Below are 16619 nucleotides of genomic sequence, written 5' to 3'. Positions count from 1 at the left end.
TTTTTTACAAGTCGAAGTTTTGCACTTCGCCAGCGTTTTGTCCGAGCAGTGGCAGGATGTTTTTGAAGTACTCAGGATCGGCGCTGGTCCAGAATCTGACCGGTTGGTTCGGGCCGACAGCGAGCAAATCGCGCTCCGCCAAAAGCCGCTGAAGTTGCCGCGCCACAGCAGCGCCAGTATCGATCAGGCTAATGTCCGCGGGGATCATCGACTTGAGCATCGGCTTGAGAAAGGGATAGTGGGTGCAGCCCAAAATGATCGTGTCGCAACCGCTGGCCAACAGTGGCTCGACATACCCTTGCAGCAACTGGCGCAACTCGGCGCTGTGCAGATCGCCGCTTTCAATCAGCTCGACCAGACCGGGACATGGCTGAGTAATCACGCGCACGTCGGTGGCAAAGCGATCAAGCAGTGCGGCGAACTTGGCGCTCTGCAACGTGCCGGTGGTGGCGAGCACGCCGACCACTCCGCTGCGGGTCGCGGCAGCGGCAGGTTTGACCGCAGGCTCCATGCCGACAAGCGGCCAGTCAGGGAAATCACGGCGTAGATCGGCGACACCCGCGACCGTCGCGGTATTGCACGCGATGACCAAGGCCTTGGCGCCTTGCTCGCGGAAAAACCCGGCCATCACGCTGCAACGCTGACGGATGAAATCCGGGGTTTTCTCACCGTAGGGAATGTGCCCGCAATCGGCGACATAGAGCAACGTTTCATTGGGTAGCAAACGCTGGATTTCCGCCAGCACCGACAAGCCGCCGACACCGGAGTCGAACACGCCGATCGGCGCTTCACGCATGGCGCGGACCACAGACGCTGCAGCCTGGGTCACGCTTGACGCGCAACTCACGGAAACGCGAACCGAGGGCATCGATCAACAGCAAACGGCCCACCAGCGGCTCACCGAAACCGACCAAGACCTTCAAGGCTTCCAGTGCTTGCAGGCTGCCGACCAGACCGACCAGCGGCCCGACCACACCGGCTTCGCTGCAAGTCAGTTCGGCTTCGCTGCCGTGCCCGTATAAACAGTGGTAACACGGACTCTCGGCACGACGCGGGTCGAACACCGACAACTGCCCTTCCAGCCGAATCGCCGCGCCGCTGACCAAAGGTTTGCACGCCGCCACACACGCAGCATTGACCGCTTCGCGGGTGGAAAAATTATCGGAACAGTCGAGCACCAGATCCACCGCCGCCACAGCAGCAGAGAGAGAATCCTCGTCCAGTGCCTGACGATGAGCGATCAGTTGGATCTCAGGATTGATCGCGCCCAGACGCTTGAGCGCCGAGTCGACCTTGCTCATGCCGACGCTGTCGGTGTCATGAATGATCTGGCGTTGCAGGTTGGTCAGATCGACCGTATCGAAATCCGCCAGGTGCAGCTCACCGACACCCGCCGCCGCGAGATACAACGCCACCGGAGCGCCGAGACCGCCGAGGCCGACGATCAACACGCGACTGCCCTTGAGCTTCAGTTGCCCGTCGATGTCGATGTGTTGCAGCAGAATCTGCCGGCTGTAGCGCAGCAATTCCTGATCATTCAGCACGGCAGGCGCCCCAGACTGATGCGTTGATGGCCGCCCAGATCAGTGCGGCTGTGGACTTCTTCAAAACCGCGCGTGAGCAGCAGATCGCGCACGGCTTCGGCTTGATCATAGCCGTGTTCGAGCATCAGCCAGCCAGCCGCCTCCAGATGTTCCGGAGCCTGCGCGACGATCAAACGCAGATCGTCGAGTCCATCCTCACCGGCAACCAGCGCACTGGCCGGTTCGAAGCGCACATCGCCCTCGACCAGATGCGGATCGGCCGCAGCGATGTACGGCGGATTGCTGATGATCAACTGGAAACGCTGACCTTCCAGCGCGCTGAACCAATGACTGCTCAGCACCGTGGCGTTGTTCAAATGCAGACGCTGACGATTGCGTTCGGCAAGTGCGACAGCTTCCAGCACACGATCCACGGCAGTGACTTTCCACGCTGGGCGTTCGCTGGCCAAGGCCAACGCAATTGCGCCACTGCCAGTGCCGAGGTCGAGCACTTTGGCCGGCGTCGCGGGGAGCAACTCCAGCGCCGCTTCCACCAGCAATTCAGTGTCAGGACGCGGGATCAGCGTGTGCGGCGCGACTTCAAGATCGAGTTTCCAGAAACCCTGCTGCCCGAGAATATAAGCCACCGGCTCACCGCTACGGCGGCGTTGCAAGTACTCGGCAAAAGTCAGTGCTGCTTCACTCGGCACGATGCGCTCGGGCCAGGTGTGCAGAAAACTGCGCGATTTGCCCAGTGCAGCGGCAAGGAGCAACTCGGCATCCAGACGCGCAGTCGGTGAATCCGGCAATTCAGCGGCACGCAACAGGCTGGCAATGATGGTCATTTATTCACCTATCGCTGCGAGTTGGTCAGCCTGGTATTCGGCCAGCAATGGCTCGATCACCGCTTCAACGCCACCGGCAAGAATTTCGTCAAGGGAGTACAGGGTCAGGTTGACGCGATGGTCAGTGACCCGGCCCTGAGCAAAGTTGTAGGTACGAATTCGCTCGGAACGGTCGCCCGAGCCAACCAGCAATTTACGCTCGCTGGCGATCGCGTTGGCCGCCGCTGCGGTTTGCTGATCGTTGAGTTTGGCCGACAGCCAGGCCATCGCCCGAGCGCGGTTCTTGTGCTGGGAACGTTCTTCCTGACACTCGACGACGGTGCCGGTCGGTATGTGCGTGATGCGGATCGCCGAGTCGGTGGTGTTAACGTGCTGACCGCCGGCCCCGGAGGAGCGGAACGTATCGACGCGCAAATCCGCCGGGTTGATCTCGATGGCTTCGCGCTCGTCCGGCTCGGGCAATACCGCCACGGTGCAGGCCGAGGTGTGGATACGGCCCTGGGATTCGGTGGCGGGTACACGCTGTACGCGGTGCGCGCCGGATTCGAATTTCAGCTTGCCGTAAACGTTGTCGCCTTCGATGCGGGCGATGACTTCTTTATAGCCACCGTGTTCGCCTTCGTTTTCCGACAGGATCTCGACACGCCAGCCGCGACGCTCGGCGTAACGCGAGTACATGCGGAACAGGTCGCCGGAGAAGATCGCGGCCTCGTCGCCACCGGTGCCGGCACGGATTTCGAGAAAGACGTTACGGCCGTCGTTGGGATCCTTGGGCAGCAACATGCGTTGCAGGTCGGCTTCCAAGGTGATCAGCAATTCCTTGGCTTCGCGGACTTCTTCCACGGCCATTTCACGCATGTCCGGGTCGCTGTCCTTGAGCAGCGCCTGTGCGCCTTCAAGATCGCTTTGTACGCTGAGCAGCTTTTTATAGCCTTGTACCACCGGCTCAAGTTCGGCGTATTCCTTGGAATAAGCACGGAATTTGGCCTGATCGGCAATGACTTCGCCGTCGCCGAGCAGCGCGGTCAGTTCCTCGAAACGGTCCTGGAGGACATCCAGCTTGTTGAGCAGTGACGCTTTCATTGCGGTTTTTTATCCGAAAAGCTATCCGGTGAGCCCTCAAGGGCAAAGAGTTCCTGGGCCATGGCCAGCGCATCGAGGCGGCCTTCGGCAGAAAGCTTTTTCAGTTGCACACTGGGCGCATGCAACAGTTTATTGGTCAGGCCACGGGCCAGTTGCCCGAGCACGTCTTCGGCGTTGCCGCCATTGGCCAGCAGGCGCAGGGCTTTTTGCAGCTCCTCGTCGCGCAGGCGTTCGCTTTGTTGACGATAGGCCTTGAGCACGTCGACCGCCGCCAGTTCGCGCAGGCGCACCATGAAATCGTCAGCGCCGACCGAGACCATCTCTTCGGCGGCTTGCGCTGCGCCTTGGCGGCTCTTGAGGTTTTCGGCGACCACTTCGTGGAGATCGTCAACGCTGTAGAGGTAAACGTCGTCCAACTCGCCGACTTCCGGCTCGATATCCCGGGGAACGGCGATGTCGACCATAAAGATCGGTTTGTGCTTGCGCAGTTTCAATGCGCTTTCCACCGCGCCCTTGCCAAGAATCGGCAACTGACTGGCGGTTGAACTGATGACGATATCGCTGCGCACCAGTTCGGCCGGGATGTCCGAGAGCAACACCGCGTGAGCACCGAACTGCTCGGCCAGCAGACTGGCCCGTTCCAGCGTGCGGTTGGCAACGACGATGCGCTTGACCCCCAGCTCGTGCAAATGGCGGGCGACCAAAGTGATGGTCTCGCCGGCGCCGATCAACAGAGCCTGACTGCGCTGCAAATCACTGAAAATCTGCTTGGCCAGGCTGACGGCGGCAAACGCCACCGATACCGGATTTTCACCGATGGCGGTGTCGGTGCGTACCTGTTTGGCGGCATTGAAGGTTGCCTGAAACAGCCGCCCCAGCAGCGGCCCGATGGTGCCGGCCTCGCGGGCCACGGCGTAGGCCGATTTCATTTGACCGAGAATTTGCGGCTCGCCCAGCACCAGCGAGTCGAGCCCGGAGGCGACGCGCATCATGTGACGAACTGCCGCATCATCTTCATGCACATAAGCACTCGCGCGCAGCTCATCGAGGCTTAAATGGTGATAGTCGGCCAGCCAGCGCAGCACGATATCGGCCGAAAGCTGATCCTGTTCTATATAAAGCTCACTGCGATTGCAGGTGGAGAGGATCGCAGCTTCGCGGCTGTCGGTCAGTCGGCAGAGCTGCTGCAAGGCCTCCACCAGCTGTTCAGGAGTAAAAGCCACGCGCTCGCGGACGTCTACTGAAGCAGTCTTGTGGTTGATACCGAGTGCAAGGAAGGCCATTCAAGGTCGCTGATGGTGACGTGAAGCCGGCAATTGTCCTACTTCGAAAGATTCAGAACAACTACCGCTGACTATTGTCCCAATCGTCAGCCCCTATAATGGGCACAATTGAGTCTCGGTTATGTTTGGCCGAAGGCTTGTGTCATGATGATCCGACCGCAGGTTAGTCGTCCTCTTCCTATATGAATAGATCTTCCGCGTTGCTCCTCGCTTTTGTCTTCCTCAGCGGCTGCCAGGCCTTGGCGCCCGTTTCGCCGGACGGTACGCCGTCGGTCGAAGACACCACGCCTGCGCCTGAAAAGCCCAAGGTTTACAGCTCGTTCAGCGAGGAAACCGTTTTCAGCCTGTTGAGCGCCGAACTCGCCGGCCAGCGCAATCGTTTCGACATTGCCCTGGATAACTACGTGACCCAGGCCATCAACACCCAGGATCCGGGCGTCTCCGAGCGTGCGTTCCGTATCGCCGAATATCTGGGCGCTGATCAACCGGCCCTCGATACCGCGCTGATCTGGGCGAAAAACGCCCCGGACGACCTCGAAGCGCAACGCGCCGCCGCCGTGCAACTGGCGCGCGCCGGGCGTTATGACGACTCGATGGTCTATATGGAGAAAGTCCTGCAGGGCAAGGGCGATACCCATTTCGACTTCCTCGCGCTGTCGGCCGCCGATACCGATCAGGAAACCCGTAACGGCCTGATGAAAAGTTTCGACCGTTTGTTGCAGCGCCATCCGAACAACAGCCAGCTGATTTTCGGCAAGGCCCTGTTGTTGCAACAGGACGGCGACAACAAAGCCGCTCTGGCATTGCTCGAAGACCACCCGCCGGAAGAAGGCGAGATCGCCCCGATTCTGCTGCGCGCGCGCCTGCTGCAATTGCTGAACCGTGGCGACGAAGCCCTGCCCCTGCTGCAAAAAAGCATCAAGAAGTACCCGGACGACAAACGCCTGCGCCTGACTTACGCGCGCATGCTGGTTGAGCAAGACCGCATGGACGACGCCAAGGCCGAGTTTTCCAGTCTGGTTCAGCAATACCCGGAAGACGACGAACTGCGTTACTCGCTGGCTCTGGTCTGCCTGGAAGCCAAGGCCTGGGACGAGGCCAAGGGTTATCTGGAAGATTTGATCGCCCGCGAAAGTCACGTCGATTCGGCGCACCTGAACCTCGGTCGCATCGCTGAAGAGCGCAACGACCCGCAAGGTGCCCTTATCGAATACGCCCAGGTTGGCCCGGGCAATGATTATCTGCCGGCGCAATTGCGTCAGGCCGATATTCTGATGAACAACGGCAAGACCGCTGAAGCGCAGAGCAAACTCGCCGCCCAGCGCGACGAGCAACCGGATTACGCGATTCAGCTCTATCTGATCGAATCGGAAACCCTGTCGGCCAACAAACAGGACGACAAGGCCTGGAAAGTATTGCAACACGCCTTGCAGCAATACCCGGACGACCTGAATCTGCTCTACACCCGGGCGATGCTCGCGGAAAAACGCAATGACCTGGCGCAGATGGAAAAAGACCTGCGCCTGATCATCAAGCGCGATCCGGACAACGCCATGGCGCTTAACGCGCTCGGCTACACCTTGTCCGACCGCACCACACGCTACGCTGAAGCGAAAGCGCTGATCGAGCAGGCGCACCAGATCAATCCGGAAGACCCAGCCGTACTCGACAGCCTCGGCTGGGTGAATTACCGCATGGGCAATCTGGATGACGCCGAGAAATATCTGCGTCAGGCGCTGGAGCGCTTCCCTGATCACGAAGTCGCTGCGCACCTCGGTGAAGTGTTGTGGACCAAGGGCAACCAGCGTGAAGCCAAACAAATCTGGGGCAAATTCCTCAAGGATCAGCCCGACAGCACCATTCTGCGCAGCACCATCAAGCGCCTGACCGGATCCGAGACTCTTTAACCCATGTTTTTGCGCCACGTTATTGTTTTCAGCTTCATCGCCCTGCTCGCCGGCTGCTCGGGTTTTGGTACCCGCGAATCGGTCGAGGGCCACGGCAGTCCGGCTCAATGGGCCGCTAACAAACAACAGCTGACCGGCCTTGATGGCTGGCAGATCGACGGCAAGATTGGCATCCGCGCACCGAAAGATTCCGGTAGCGGCACGCTGTTCTGGCTGCAACGTCAGGATTACTACGACATTCGTTTGTCCGGCCCGCTGGGTCGTGGCGCCGCACGCCTGACTGGGCGTCCAGGCAAAGTGTCGCTGGAAGTCGCCAATCAGGGGCGGTACGAATCGCAGTCCCCTGAAGCCCTGCTCGAAGAACAGCTTGGCTGGAAACTGCCGGTGTCGAATCTGGCCTGGTGGGTGCGTGGCCTGCCCGCTCCAGACAGCAAAAGTCGCCTGAACCTGGACGCCGACAGCCGTCTGGCCAACCTGGAACAGGATGGCTGGAAGGTCGAATACACCGCTTACACCGAACAAAACGGTTACTGGTTGCCCGAGCGCATCAAACTGCACGGCACTGACCTCGACGTGACGCTGGTGATCAAGACCTGGCAACCGCGCAAGTTGGGGCAGTAACCCATGACCGCTGCACGCCTGACCCTGCCGTCGCCGGCCAAACTCAACCTGATGCTGCACATTCTCGGTCGCCGTGAAGACGGCTATCACGAATTGCAGACGCTGTTTCAGTTTGTCGATTACGGCGATGAAATCACTTTTGCCGTGCGTGATGACGGTGTGATTCAACTGCACACCGAGTTCGCCGGCGTGCCGCATGACAGCAACCTGATCGTGCGTGCAGCAAAAATGCTCCAGCAACAGTCCGGTTGCACGCTCGGCATCGATATCTGGATTGATAAAGTCCTGCCCATGGGCGGCGGAATTGGTGGCGGCAGCTCGAACGCGGCGACGACTTTGCTCGGCCTGAATCATTTGTGGCAGTTGGGCTGGGATGAAGATCGCCTGGCCGCACCGGGCCTTTCGCTGGGGGCCGACGTACCGGTTTTCGTCCGTGGCCACGCGGCGTTTGCCGAGGGCGTGGGCGAGAAACTCACCCCCGTGGATCCCGAAGAACCGTGGTATCTGGTGCTCGTGCCGCAAGTCTCTGTAAGTACGGCAGAAATTTTTTCCGATCCTTTGTTGACACGTAACACGCCGCCCATTAAAGTGCGCCCCGTTCCCGAGGGAAACAGTCGAAATGACTGCTTGCCGGTGGTTGCAAGGCGTTATCCAGAAGTACGTAACGCATTGGATTTGTTAGGTAAATTTACCGAAGCAAAACTCACCGGAACTGGAAGTTGTGTGTTTGGGGGCTTCCCAAGCAAAGCTGAAGCTGATAAAGTCTCGGCCCTTCTGACAGAGACCCTTACAGGGTTTGTAGCCAAAGGCAGCAACGTTTCGATGTTGCACCGCAAGCTGCAAAGTCTGCTCTAAAGGAACCAAGTGCACGGCACTTGATGCAACAGATACAGGGGCGTCGCCAAGCGGTAAGGCAGCAGGTTTTGATCCTGCCATGCGTTGGTTCGAATCCAGCCGCCCCTGCCATTTTCTATACTCATCCAGGTTACCCTCAGCCTCTAGGTACTGCGCGTGTCCAAGATGATGGTCTTTACGGGGAATGCTAACCCCGATCTGGCTCGGCGTGTTGTACGTCAGCTGCATATCCCTCTCGGTGACATCTCTGTCGGTAAGTTCTCCGACGGCGAAATTACTGCCGAGATCAATGAAAACGTTCGCGGTAAAGACGTTTTCATTATTCAGCCGACTTGCGCCCCGACCAACGATAACCTGATGGAACTGGTAGTGATGGCTGATGCCTTCCGCCGCTCCTCGGCTACTCGTATCACTGCTGTTATTCCTTATTTTGGTTATGCCCGTCAGGATCGCCGTCCGCGTTCCGCACGTGTGGCTATCAGCGCGAAAGTCGTTGCTGACATGCTCACCGTAGTCGGCATCGACCGTGTTCTCACGGTTGATCTGCATGCTGACCAGATTCAGGGTTTCTTCGATATTCCGGTAGATAACATCTACGGCTCCCCGGTTCTGGTGGATGACATTGAAGATCAGCGCTTCGAAAACCTGATGATCGTGTCCCCGGACATTGGCGGCGTCGTGCGTGCACGTGCTGTTGCCAAATCCCTGGGCGTGGACCTCGGGATCATCGACAAACGCCGTGAGAAAGCCAATCACTCTGAAGTGATGCATATCATCGGTGATGTCGAAGGGCGTACCTGCATTCTGGTCGATGACATGGTCGATACCGCCGGCACTCTGTGCCACGCGGCCAAGGCCCTGAAAGAGCATGGCGCAGCCAAGGTCTTTGCCTACTGCACACACCCTGTGCTGTCGGGTCGGGCCATCGAGAATATCGAAAATTCCGTGCTGGACGAGCTGGTGGTGACTAACACCATCCCGCTGTCCGCTGCAGCACAAGCCTGTGCACGTATCCGTCAACTGGATATCGCACCGGTTGTTGCCGAAGCGGTTCGCCGCATCAGCAATGAAGAATCGATCAGCGCGATGTTCCGTTAAGGGCCCTGCCCTTCTCGAAATGTCTCGTTGACGAAAAGCGCCCCGCCCCGGCATTCCTGCCGGGGCGGGGCTTTTTTGCCCATACCGTGTTCGGCGCTGGTCGCAAACGCCACTCGGTCATGGCTATTTTGGAGATACAAAATGAACGATTTTACTCTGAATGCTGAAGTGCGTTCCGACCTGGGGAAAGGTGCGAGCCGCCGCCTGCGTCGTCTCGCCGCTCTGGTTCCAGCTGTTGTTTACGGTGGCGAAAAAGCCCCTGAATCCATCAGCATGCTGGCCAAAGAAGTTGCCAAACTGCTCGAAAACGAAGCTGCCTACAGCCACGTTATCGAACTGAACGTTGGCGGCAAAAAGCAGAACGTCATCATCAAAGCTCTGCAACGTCACCCGTCCAAGGGTCACGTTCTGCACGCTGACTTCGTACGCGTCGTAGCCGGTCAGAAACTGACCGCTATCGTGCCTGTGCACTTTGTTGGTGAAGAAGCTCCGATCAAGAAAGGCGGCGAGATCTCGCACGTCCTGAACGAAATCGAAGTAACTTGCCTGCCGAAAGATCTGCCTGAGTTCATCGAAGTCGACCTGTCGGCTCTGGAAATCGGCGCAATCGTCCACCTGTCCGACATCAAAGCCCCTAAAGGCGTTGAGTTCGTTGCACTGGCTCACGGTGACGACAAAGCTGTTGCAAACGTACACGCTCCACGCGTTGCTCCAGAAGCTACCGAAGAAGGCGCAGCAGAGTAATTCACTCTGTTTAGCCTGAGTGAGCAAGTAACATCGCGGACTGGAACGTAGCGAGAAAGCGGGCGAGAACGCGGAGTTTACATCCATGGTAAATGAGCATTTTTCGTCCACTTTCGCCGCTTTTCCTGATCACGGCGATGTTACTCACCACTCAAAGGAAGGGCCCCTATCGTGACTGCCATCAAACTGATCGTTGGCCTGGGAAATCCAGGCGCCGAATACGACCAGACCCGGCATAACGCAGGGGCCCTTTTTGTTGAGCGCATCGCCCACGCACAGAATGTGAATCTTGTGGCCGATCGCAAATATTTTGGCCTGACCGGGCGCTATTCGCATCAGGGTCAGGATGTTCGTCTGCTGATCCCCACCACTTACATGAACCGCAGCGGCCAGGCCGTGGCGGCACTCGCCGGTTTCTTCCGCATCAAGCCTGAAGAAATTCTGGTGGCGCATGACGAACTCGACTTGCCTCCGGGCGTTGCCAAGCTCAAGCAGGGCGGCGGCCATGGCGGTCACAACGGGTTGCGCGACATCATTGCGCAACTGGGTAATCAGAATACGTTCTACCGCCTGCGGCTTGGCATTGGCCACCCGGGCGTCGCCAGTATGGTTTCAAATTTCGTCCTGGGTCGTGCGCCACGCGCCGAACAGGAAAAACTCGATGCCAGCATCGACTTTGCCCTCGGCGTGCTGCCGGATATCCTCGCCGGTGAATGGAACCGCGCGATGAAAAACCTGCACAGCCAGAAGGCCTGACTCTACTCCGAGGGGAAACACCATGGGATTCAATTGCGGCATCGTCGGCCTGCCTAACGTCGGCAAGTCCACCCTGTTCAACGCCCTGACCAAATCCGGTATCGCGGCCGAGAACTTCCCCTTCTGCACCATCGAGCCGAACAGCGGCATCGTGCCGATGCCGGATCCGCGTCTGGAAGCACTGGCGGCCATCGTCAATCCGAAGCGCATCCTGCCGACCACCATGGAATTCGTAGACATCGCAGGCCTGGTTGCCGGCGCCTCGAAGGGTGAAGGCCTGGGCAACAAGTTCCTCGCCAACATCCGCGAGACCGACGCCATCGCTCACGTGGTGCGCTGCTTCGAAGACGAAAACGTGATCCACGTTTCCAACAGCGTCGACCCGAAACGCGACATCGAAATCATCGACCTGGAACTGATCTTCGCCGACCTCGACAGCTGCGAGAAGCAACTGCAGAAAGTTGCGCGCAACGCCAAGGGCGGTGACAAGGATGCAGTCGTTCAGAAAGCATTGCTTGAGCAACTGATCGCGCACTTCACCGAAGCCAAACCGGCGCGCAGCCTGATGAAGAACATGAGCGCTGACGAAAAGGCCGTGATCAAGGGCTTCCACCTGCTGACCACCAAACCGGTCATGTACATCGCCAACGTTGCTGAAGACGGTTTCGAGAACAACCCGCACCTGGACGTGGTTCGCGCCATCGCCGAAGAAGAAGGCGCCATGGTCGTTCCGGTCTGCAACAAGATCGAAGCTGAAATCGCCGAGCTCGATGACGGCGAAGAGAAGGACATGTTCCTCGAGGCCCTGGGCCTGGAAGAACCTGGCCTGAACCGCGTGATCCGCGCCGGTTACGAAATGCTGCACCTGCAGACCTACTTCACCGCCGGTGTCGAAGAAGTCCGCGCCTGGACCGTCAAAGTCGGTGCCACCGCACCTCAGGCTGCCGGCGTGATCCACACCGACTTCGAGAAAGGCTTCATCCGTGCCGAAGTCATCGCCTACAACGACTTCATCCAGTACAAGGGCGAAGCCGGCACCAAAGAGGCCGGTAAATGGCGTCTGGAAGGCAAGGATTACATCGTCAAGGACGGCGACGTGATGCACTTCCGCTTCAACGTGTAAGCGTTACGCCCAAGAAAAAGCCGCGTTTGATACGCGGCTTTTTTGTGCCTGAAATTTATGCCTCAACACATTCCCCCTGTAGGAGTGAGCCTGCTCGCGATAGCGTTCTATCAGCTACAGATGTGCTGACTGACACACCGCTATCGCGAGCAGGCTCACTCCTACAATGGGAAATGCGTGAATCAGGCCTTTTTGGTACGCGGCAAGAAGATTGCCAACACGCCAAACAACGGCAGGAAAGAGCAGAGGAAATACACGTACTCGATCCCGTGAATATCCGCCAGATGGCCGAGCAGCGCCGCGCCAATCCCGCCGAAACCAAACATCAGTCCGAAGAAGATTCCGGCAATCATCCCGACATTGCCCGGCACCAGTTCCTGCGCATAAACCACAATCGCCGAGAACGCCGAGGCCAGAATGAAGCCGATCACCACACTGAGAACAGTGGTCCAGAACAGATCGACGTGAGGCATCAGCAACGTGAACGGCGCCACACCGAGGATCGAGAACCAGATCACCGCCTTACGCCCGATCTTGTCGCCGATCGGCCCACCGAAGAACGTCCCCGCCGCCACCGCGCCCAAGAACAGGAACAGGTGCAGTTGCGAACTGGCCACCGACAGGTCGAACTTCTCGATCAGGTAAAAGGTGAAATAGCTGGTCAGGCTGGCCATGTAGAAATACTTGGAGAACACCAACAACCCCAGCACCACCAACGCACTGGTCACCCTGCCCTTCGACAGCCCGTGAGTCGCTGCCTGACCGGCCTTGAGCTTGAACAGGTTCAAGTGATGGGCGTACCAGCGACTGATGCGGTACAGCACGAATAACGCAAACACCGCGAACAGGCCGAACCACGCCACGTTGGCCTGACCGAACGGAATGATGATCGCCGCCGCCAGCAACGGACCGAACGCGGAACCGGCGTTACCGCCGACCTGGAAGGTCGATTGCGCCAGACCAAAGCGTCCGCCCGAAGCCAGCCGCGCAATCCGCGAGGCTTCCGGGTGGAACGTCGATGAACCGATACCGATCAGCGCCGCCGCCAGCAGAATCAACGGGAAACTGCCGACCATCGACATCATCACGATGCCAATCAACGTGCAAATCGAACCGGCCGGCAACAGCCAGGGTTTCGGATGCCGATCGGTGTGATAACCGACCCACGGCTGCAACAAAGATGCGGTCAGCTGAAAGGTCAGAGTAATCAGGCCGACCTGAGTAAAGGTCAGGCCGTAATTGGCCTTGAGCATCGGGTAGATCGACGGCAATACCGACTGGATCAGGTCGTTGATCAAATGCGCCAGCGCCACCGCGCCGATGATACGCATCACCAATGGACTGCTTTGCGGAGCAGCGGGCGCCGAGGCAGCGGCGGTCTGAACGTTGCTGATAGCCATGAAAGTTTCCGGACAGCAGATGGGTGCACGCAGGCAGGTGCGTCAATGTGCCATTTTTCGGTGCGCCAGCGCCATCCCCTTAGCCAGCTAACTAACTGACTGGTCGTCGACTGCAAAGTGATAGCGCAACGCCATGGTCTGAATCTTGCCTTGTTTCATCCCTTGAACGCGGGCGCCTTACAAAGGCGACCGACAATGGGAAGTTTCGCTACAGAGCCGGCCTACAGAGCGGGCGAGAGTGAACTTTCGAGGCCTTTTAGCAGGGCACAACATCAACGTCGCACGACCGCGATGCACGCCATTGGTGCGTGGTGTCCAGAGGAGTCATGGGGCATGCAGGCTTTCCTTTCACCGGGGATCAAATTGCTGGGGCGGTTTGGCTTCGCAGGTAAATTCCAGTTGTTGTTTCTGCTGTTCATTCTGCCGTTGGCCGGCAGCCTGTTGATGATTGGCCAGGACTATCGCGACAAACTCAATCTGATTTCCGGCGAACGTGCCGGCGTGCGTCAGTTGCTCGCGCTGGATGCGCTGGACAACCTGCTCGCCGCCCAACGTGACCGCGCCGCGCGCTGGCGCGCCACGGAAACCAATCGCCAACCGACGCCGGCCACCCTCGCCGCCATGGGCGCATTCGACGCGGTGCAACCGGCGGTTCTGCAAGCCACCACCGATTTAGGCGCTGCGCTGAAAAATGAAGGCGCCGAGGGGGAAACACTCACCCGCTATCAAGCGCTGCAAACCGCGCTCAACGGCCTGGACTCGAAAAGCCTCAGCGGTGTCGGTTGGTGGCCGGACGGCTACGACCGTTTCACCAGCGCCCTCAGCGCCCTGCAAGCGTTGCGCGAGCAGATCGTCATGGACAATCGCCTGACGCTCGCACCGTGGCTGGAAACTTATCTGCTCACGCAGATCTCCACGCAACACGCCCCGGACCTGATCGAACGCGTTGGACGCCTTGCCGCCGTCGGCCAGGCCTCGGTCGTCTCCGGCCAATTCACCCTGCAAAGCCGTTTGCAGTTGCGCGACTTGCGCAGCCGTATCGGCGATGCCCGCGAGCAATTGGTCAAAACCGCCACGCTGCTCGAAGCACGCTTGCCGAAAGATCAGCAGAGCTGGGCCAGCCAATACCACGACAGCCTCAAAAACCTCGACAGCGGTCTGAAGGTGTTGGACGACGGCGTGTTCGGCGGCTCTATCAATCTCAAACCCGAAGAGTTCGAACGCAGCCTCGATGCGCTGCTGACCGACCTAGCCGCACTGCGCCAGCAATCGCTGGTGTCACTGGATCAGCGACTTGACGCTTACCACAGCTCAGCGATCCGCCAGTTCATCATCGTCGCGGCGATCTTCGGCTGCCTGCTGCTCGCGGCGTTGTACCTGTTTGTCTGCCTGCAAGCCTCGATCCGCCGCAGCGCCAGCGGCATCACCCTGCTCGCCGAAGCCCTGCGCGATGGCAACCTCAGTCTCCAAGTACCGGTGGAGGGCCGCGATGAGCTGGCAGCGATCAGCACCGCACTCAACGTTGCCGTGGTGCAACTGCGGGCGAGCATGCTCGGTGTCGATCACGAAACCTCGCAACTGAGCCATGCCGTGCGCAGCCTCAACGAACACTCCAGCGGCGCTCTCGGCGAAGTCGAGGCGCAGCAGTTGCAGATCAGCCAGATCGCCGCAGCTGCCACGCAGTTGGCCGCAACGTCGCAAGGCGTGGCGCAGAGTTGCGAGCAGGCCTCTGGCAGCGCCCAACACACCCGGCGCATCGCCGCCGACAGCAGCCGCGACAGCCAGCGCACCACCGCGAGTATTCAACAGCTCAATCAGCGTTTGAATGAAACGGCCGCGGCGTTGGGCCGGGTCAGCGAGCAAGGCCAGCAGATTCAATTGGTCGTCGACACGATTCGCGGTGTCGCCGAACAGACCAACCTGCTGGCGCTTAACGCAGCCATCGAAGCGGCACGCGCGGGAGAGCAGGGTCGCGGCTTTGCCGTAGTAGCCGACGAGGTGCGCAGCCTGTCGCAACGCACGCAGTCGTCCACCGCGCAAATCGCCGGCACGGTCGACAGCCTGCGCGCGACGGTCAACGAAGCCGTGAGTTTGATGGAAGCCGCGTGCGGTCAGGCGCAAACCGATGCCGATTCGGTCACCGGTCTCGGTGAGCGTTTAGGAGAAATCGCCAGCGCCGTACAGAGCGTCACCGACACGTTGGCGCAGATCGCCACGGCGGTTGAGGAACAGGCGAGCACCGCCGACGAAGTCAGCGGCAATATCCAGCAGGTCGATCAGGCGGCCGTGCGTCTGCTCGAAGGCGCACGCGCGGTGAATCTTGCCGCAGACACCCTGAGCCAGGGTAGCAAAGCGCTGAGTGACAACACCGCACGCTTCCGCCTCAGTTGATCACAGCCTCGGGGAAGTCCGCTTCCAGTTCAGCCTTGAGCCATTGAATAAACCACGCCACATCCGCCGAGAGTTCGGCGGACGGCGTCAGCACCCGATAACTCTCAAGCTTCACCTGAGCGTCGACCGCGCGCACCAGTTTGCCGCTGGCCAGTTCATGCCGCACCAGCACCTCGTTGGCCAGCGCGATGCCCTGCCCGCTTTCGGCGACCGACAGCGCGTGGTCATTGTTGACGTAAAGCATGTCGGAATTGAGGTGGATATCGAGGTCATGGGCGGCGAACCACAGATTCCACCATTCGCCGTCGTCGACGTGGATCAGTTCGTGGCTGACCAGATCGGCCGGGCTGTTGATCGGTGCGATGCTGGCCAGATACGCCGGCGTGCAGATCGGAAAAACCCGCGGGCAGATCAGCGCCTCCCGTGAGTCGGCATACTGCCCGTCGAGGCCGTAGACGATGCCCAGATCGGCGCTTTTGCCATCCACTTCGGTGAAGGTCGAGTTCGGCTCGATCGCCAGTTTCAATCCCGGGCGCAAATGCCGCAGCGCTTCGATCCGAGGCATCAACCAGCGCTTGGCGAAACCCGGCACCACCATGATCCGCAGCCAGCGCTCGGTATCTTTCGGCCGAGCTTCCTTGCCCGCCTCGATGATCAACTGCAAAGCGGCGCTGATCTTGCGATGGTACTTCTCCCCCGCTGGCGTCAGGTTGACTCCGCGCGAGGTGCGCTCGAACAATTGAATGCCCAGCCAGTCCTCGAGCAATTTCACGTGGCGGCCAATCGCAGGCTGGGTCACGTGCAGGGCTTTCGAGGCTTCGACATAGCTGCCCAAACGGGCAGCGGCATCAAAGGCGCGCACCGCGTTGAGCGGCGGCAAACGGTGGTCGGGCATGATTCCTGGCACCTTCGGCTGTTAAATTTACTAACACCTGCCATGTTTAAATTGAAGTGTCGCGCCGCGCAACCCCTGGCTGATAATCGAGCCAC

At 59.4% G+C, this 16619-nt stretch carries 15 protein-coding genes and 1 tRNA gene; 9 read left to right on the top strand and 7 right to left on the bottom strand.

Annotated elements, in window-relative coordinates; genetic code table 11:
• Positions 1–4 precede the first annotated feature (4 nt).
• The 5 genes from murI to hemA are packed head-to-tail and all read right to left on the bottom strand — an operon-like array spanning position 5 to position 4734.
• Positions 5–796, bottom strand: coding sequence for a glutamate racemase (gene murI, locus AC0ZWN_RS22475; protein ID WP_476336565.1), 792 nt, complete (start codon positions 794–796; stop codon positions 5–7).
• Entirely contained in the window at positions 789–1544 is a 756-nt protein-coding gene (locus AC0ZWN_RS22470; protein ID WP_476336563.1) for a molybdopterin-synthase adenylyltransferase MoeB, read from the bottom strand. Before AC0ZWN_RS22470 ends, murI begins: the two co-directional genes overlap by 8 nt.
• Positions 1538–2368: a peptide chain release factor N(5)-glutamine methyltransferase gene (gene prmC / locus AC0ZWN_RS22465; protein WP_095050607.1), complete on the bottom strand. Its 831-nt coding sequence runs from the start codon at positions 2366–2368 to the stop codon at positions 1538–1540. The genes AC0ZWN_RS22470 and prmC overlap by 7 nt, the downstream gene beginning before the upstream one ends.
• Positions 2369–3451: a peptide chain release factor 1 gene (prfA, locus tag AC0ZWN_RS22460; RefSeq protein ID WP_077574521.1), complete on the bottom strand. Its 1083-nt coding sequence runs from the start codon at positions 3449–3451 to the stop codon at positions 2369–2371.
• Positions 3448–4734, bottom strand: a complete 1287-nt coding sequence (gene hemA / locus AC0ZWN_RS22455) for a glutamyl-tRNA reductase (RefSeq protein ID WP_007951716.1) — start codon at positions 4732–4734, stop codon at positions 3448–3450. Before hemA ends, prfA begins: the two co-directional genes overlap by 4 nt.
• Positions 4735–4916: 182 nt before the next feature.
• Between hemA and AC0ZWN_RS22450 the strand changes: the two genes are divergently transcribed.
• The 8 genes from AC0ZWN_RS22450 (at position 4917) to ychF (ending at position 11838) form a co-directional block, all read left to right on the top strand.
• Positions 4917–6641, top strand: coding sequence for a tetratricopeptide repeat protein (locus AC0ZWN_RS22450; protein WP_093441433.1), 1725 nt, complete (start codon positions 4917–4919; stop codon positions 6639–6641).
• A gap of 3 nt (positions 6642–6644) precedes the next feature.
• The gene (gene lolB / locus AC0ZWN_RS22445) at positions 6645–7262 is read left to right on the top strand and encodes a lipoprotein insertase outer membrane protein LolB (protein WP_016987219.1); all 618 of its coding nucleotides are present in this window, start codon (positions 6645–6647) and stop codon (positions 7260–7262) included.
• A 3-nt stretch (positions 7263–7265) separates the two neighbouring features.
• On the top strand, positions 7266–8117 hold the full coding sequence (ispE, locus tag AC0ZWN_RS22440) for a 4-(cytidine 5'-diphospho)-2-C-methyl-D-erythritol kinase (protein ID WP_476336559.1): 852 nt from the start codon (positions 7266–7268) through the stop codon (positions 8115–8117).
• A 36-nt stretch (positions 8118–8153) separates the two neighbouring features.
• A tRNA-Gln gene (locus tag AC0ZWN_RS22435) sits at positions 8154–8228 on the top strand.
• 45 nt (positions 8229–8273) lie between these two features.
• On the top strand, positions 8274–9215 hold the full coding sequence (locus AC0ZWN_RS22430; protein ID WP_003171603.1) for a ribose-phosphate pyrophosphokinase: 942 nt from the start codon (positions 8274–8276) through the stop codon (positions 9213–9215).
• A 141-nt stretch (positions 9216–9356) separates the two neighbouring features.
• Positions 9357–9959 (top strand): 50S ribosomal protein L25/general stress protein Ctc, encoded by a 603-nt coding sequence (locus AC0ZWN_RS22425; protein WP_093441442.1) that lies wholly within the window; start codon positions 9357–9359, stop codon positions 9957–9959.
• A gap of 171 nt (positions 9960–10130) precedes the next feature.
• Entirely contained in the window at positions 10131–10715 is a 585-nt protein-coding gene (pth, locus tag AC0ZWN_RS22420; RefSeq protein ID WP_008079560.1) for an aminoacyl-tRNA hydrolase, read from the top strand.
• A gap of 22 nt (positions 10716–10737) precedes the next feature.
• The gene (gene ychF, locus AC0ZWN_RS22415) at positions 10738–11838 is read left to right on the top strand and encodes a redox-regulated ATPase YchF (protein WP_007912904.1); all 1101 of its coding nucleotides are present in this window, start codon (positions 10738–10740) and stop codon (positions 11836–11838) included.
• A 182-nt stretch (positions 11839–12020) separates the two neighbouring features.
• Here ychF and AC0ZWN_RS22410 read toward each other — a convergent pair whose 3' ends face one another.
• Positions 12021–13238 carry an MFS transporter gene (locus AC0ZWN_RS22410; protein ID WP_476336556.1) on the bottom strand — a complete coding sequence of 406 codons (1218 nt, stop codon included), beginning with the start codon at positions 13236–13238 and terminating at the stop codon, positions 12021–12023.
• A 333-nt stretch (positions 13239–13571) separates the two neighbouring features.
• Between AC0ZWN_RS22410 and AC0ZWN_RS22405 the strand changes: the two genes are divergently transcribed.
• On the top strand, positions 13572–15629 hold the full coding sequence (locus AC0ZWN_RS22405; RefSeq protein WP_476336554.1) for a methyl-accepting chemotaxis protein: 2058 nt from the start codon (positions 13572–13574) through the stop codon (positions 15627–15629).
• Here AC0ZWN_RS22405 and AC0ZWN_RS22400 read toward each other — a convergent pair.
• Positions 15622–16524 (bottom strand): LysR substrate-binding domain-containing protein, encoded by a 903-nt coding sequence (locus AC0ZWN_RS22400; protein WP_476336552.1) that lies wholly within the window; start codon positions 16522–16524, stop codon positions 15622–15624. The genes AC0ZWN_RS22405 and AC0ZWN_RS22400 overlap by 8 nt on opposite strands.
• Between the last annotated feature and the right edge of the window lie 95 nt (positions 16525–16619).

The sequence above is a fragment of the Pseudomonas sp. 3B-A001-10F genome, from assembly GCF_056313565.1.
The sequence above is the reverse complement of the archived record's forward strand: the minus strand, read 5'-3'. Positions and strand labels throughout refer to the sequence as shown.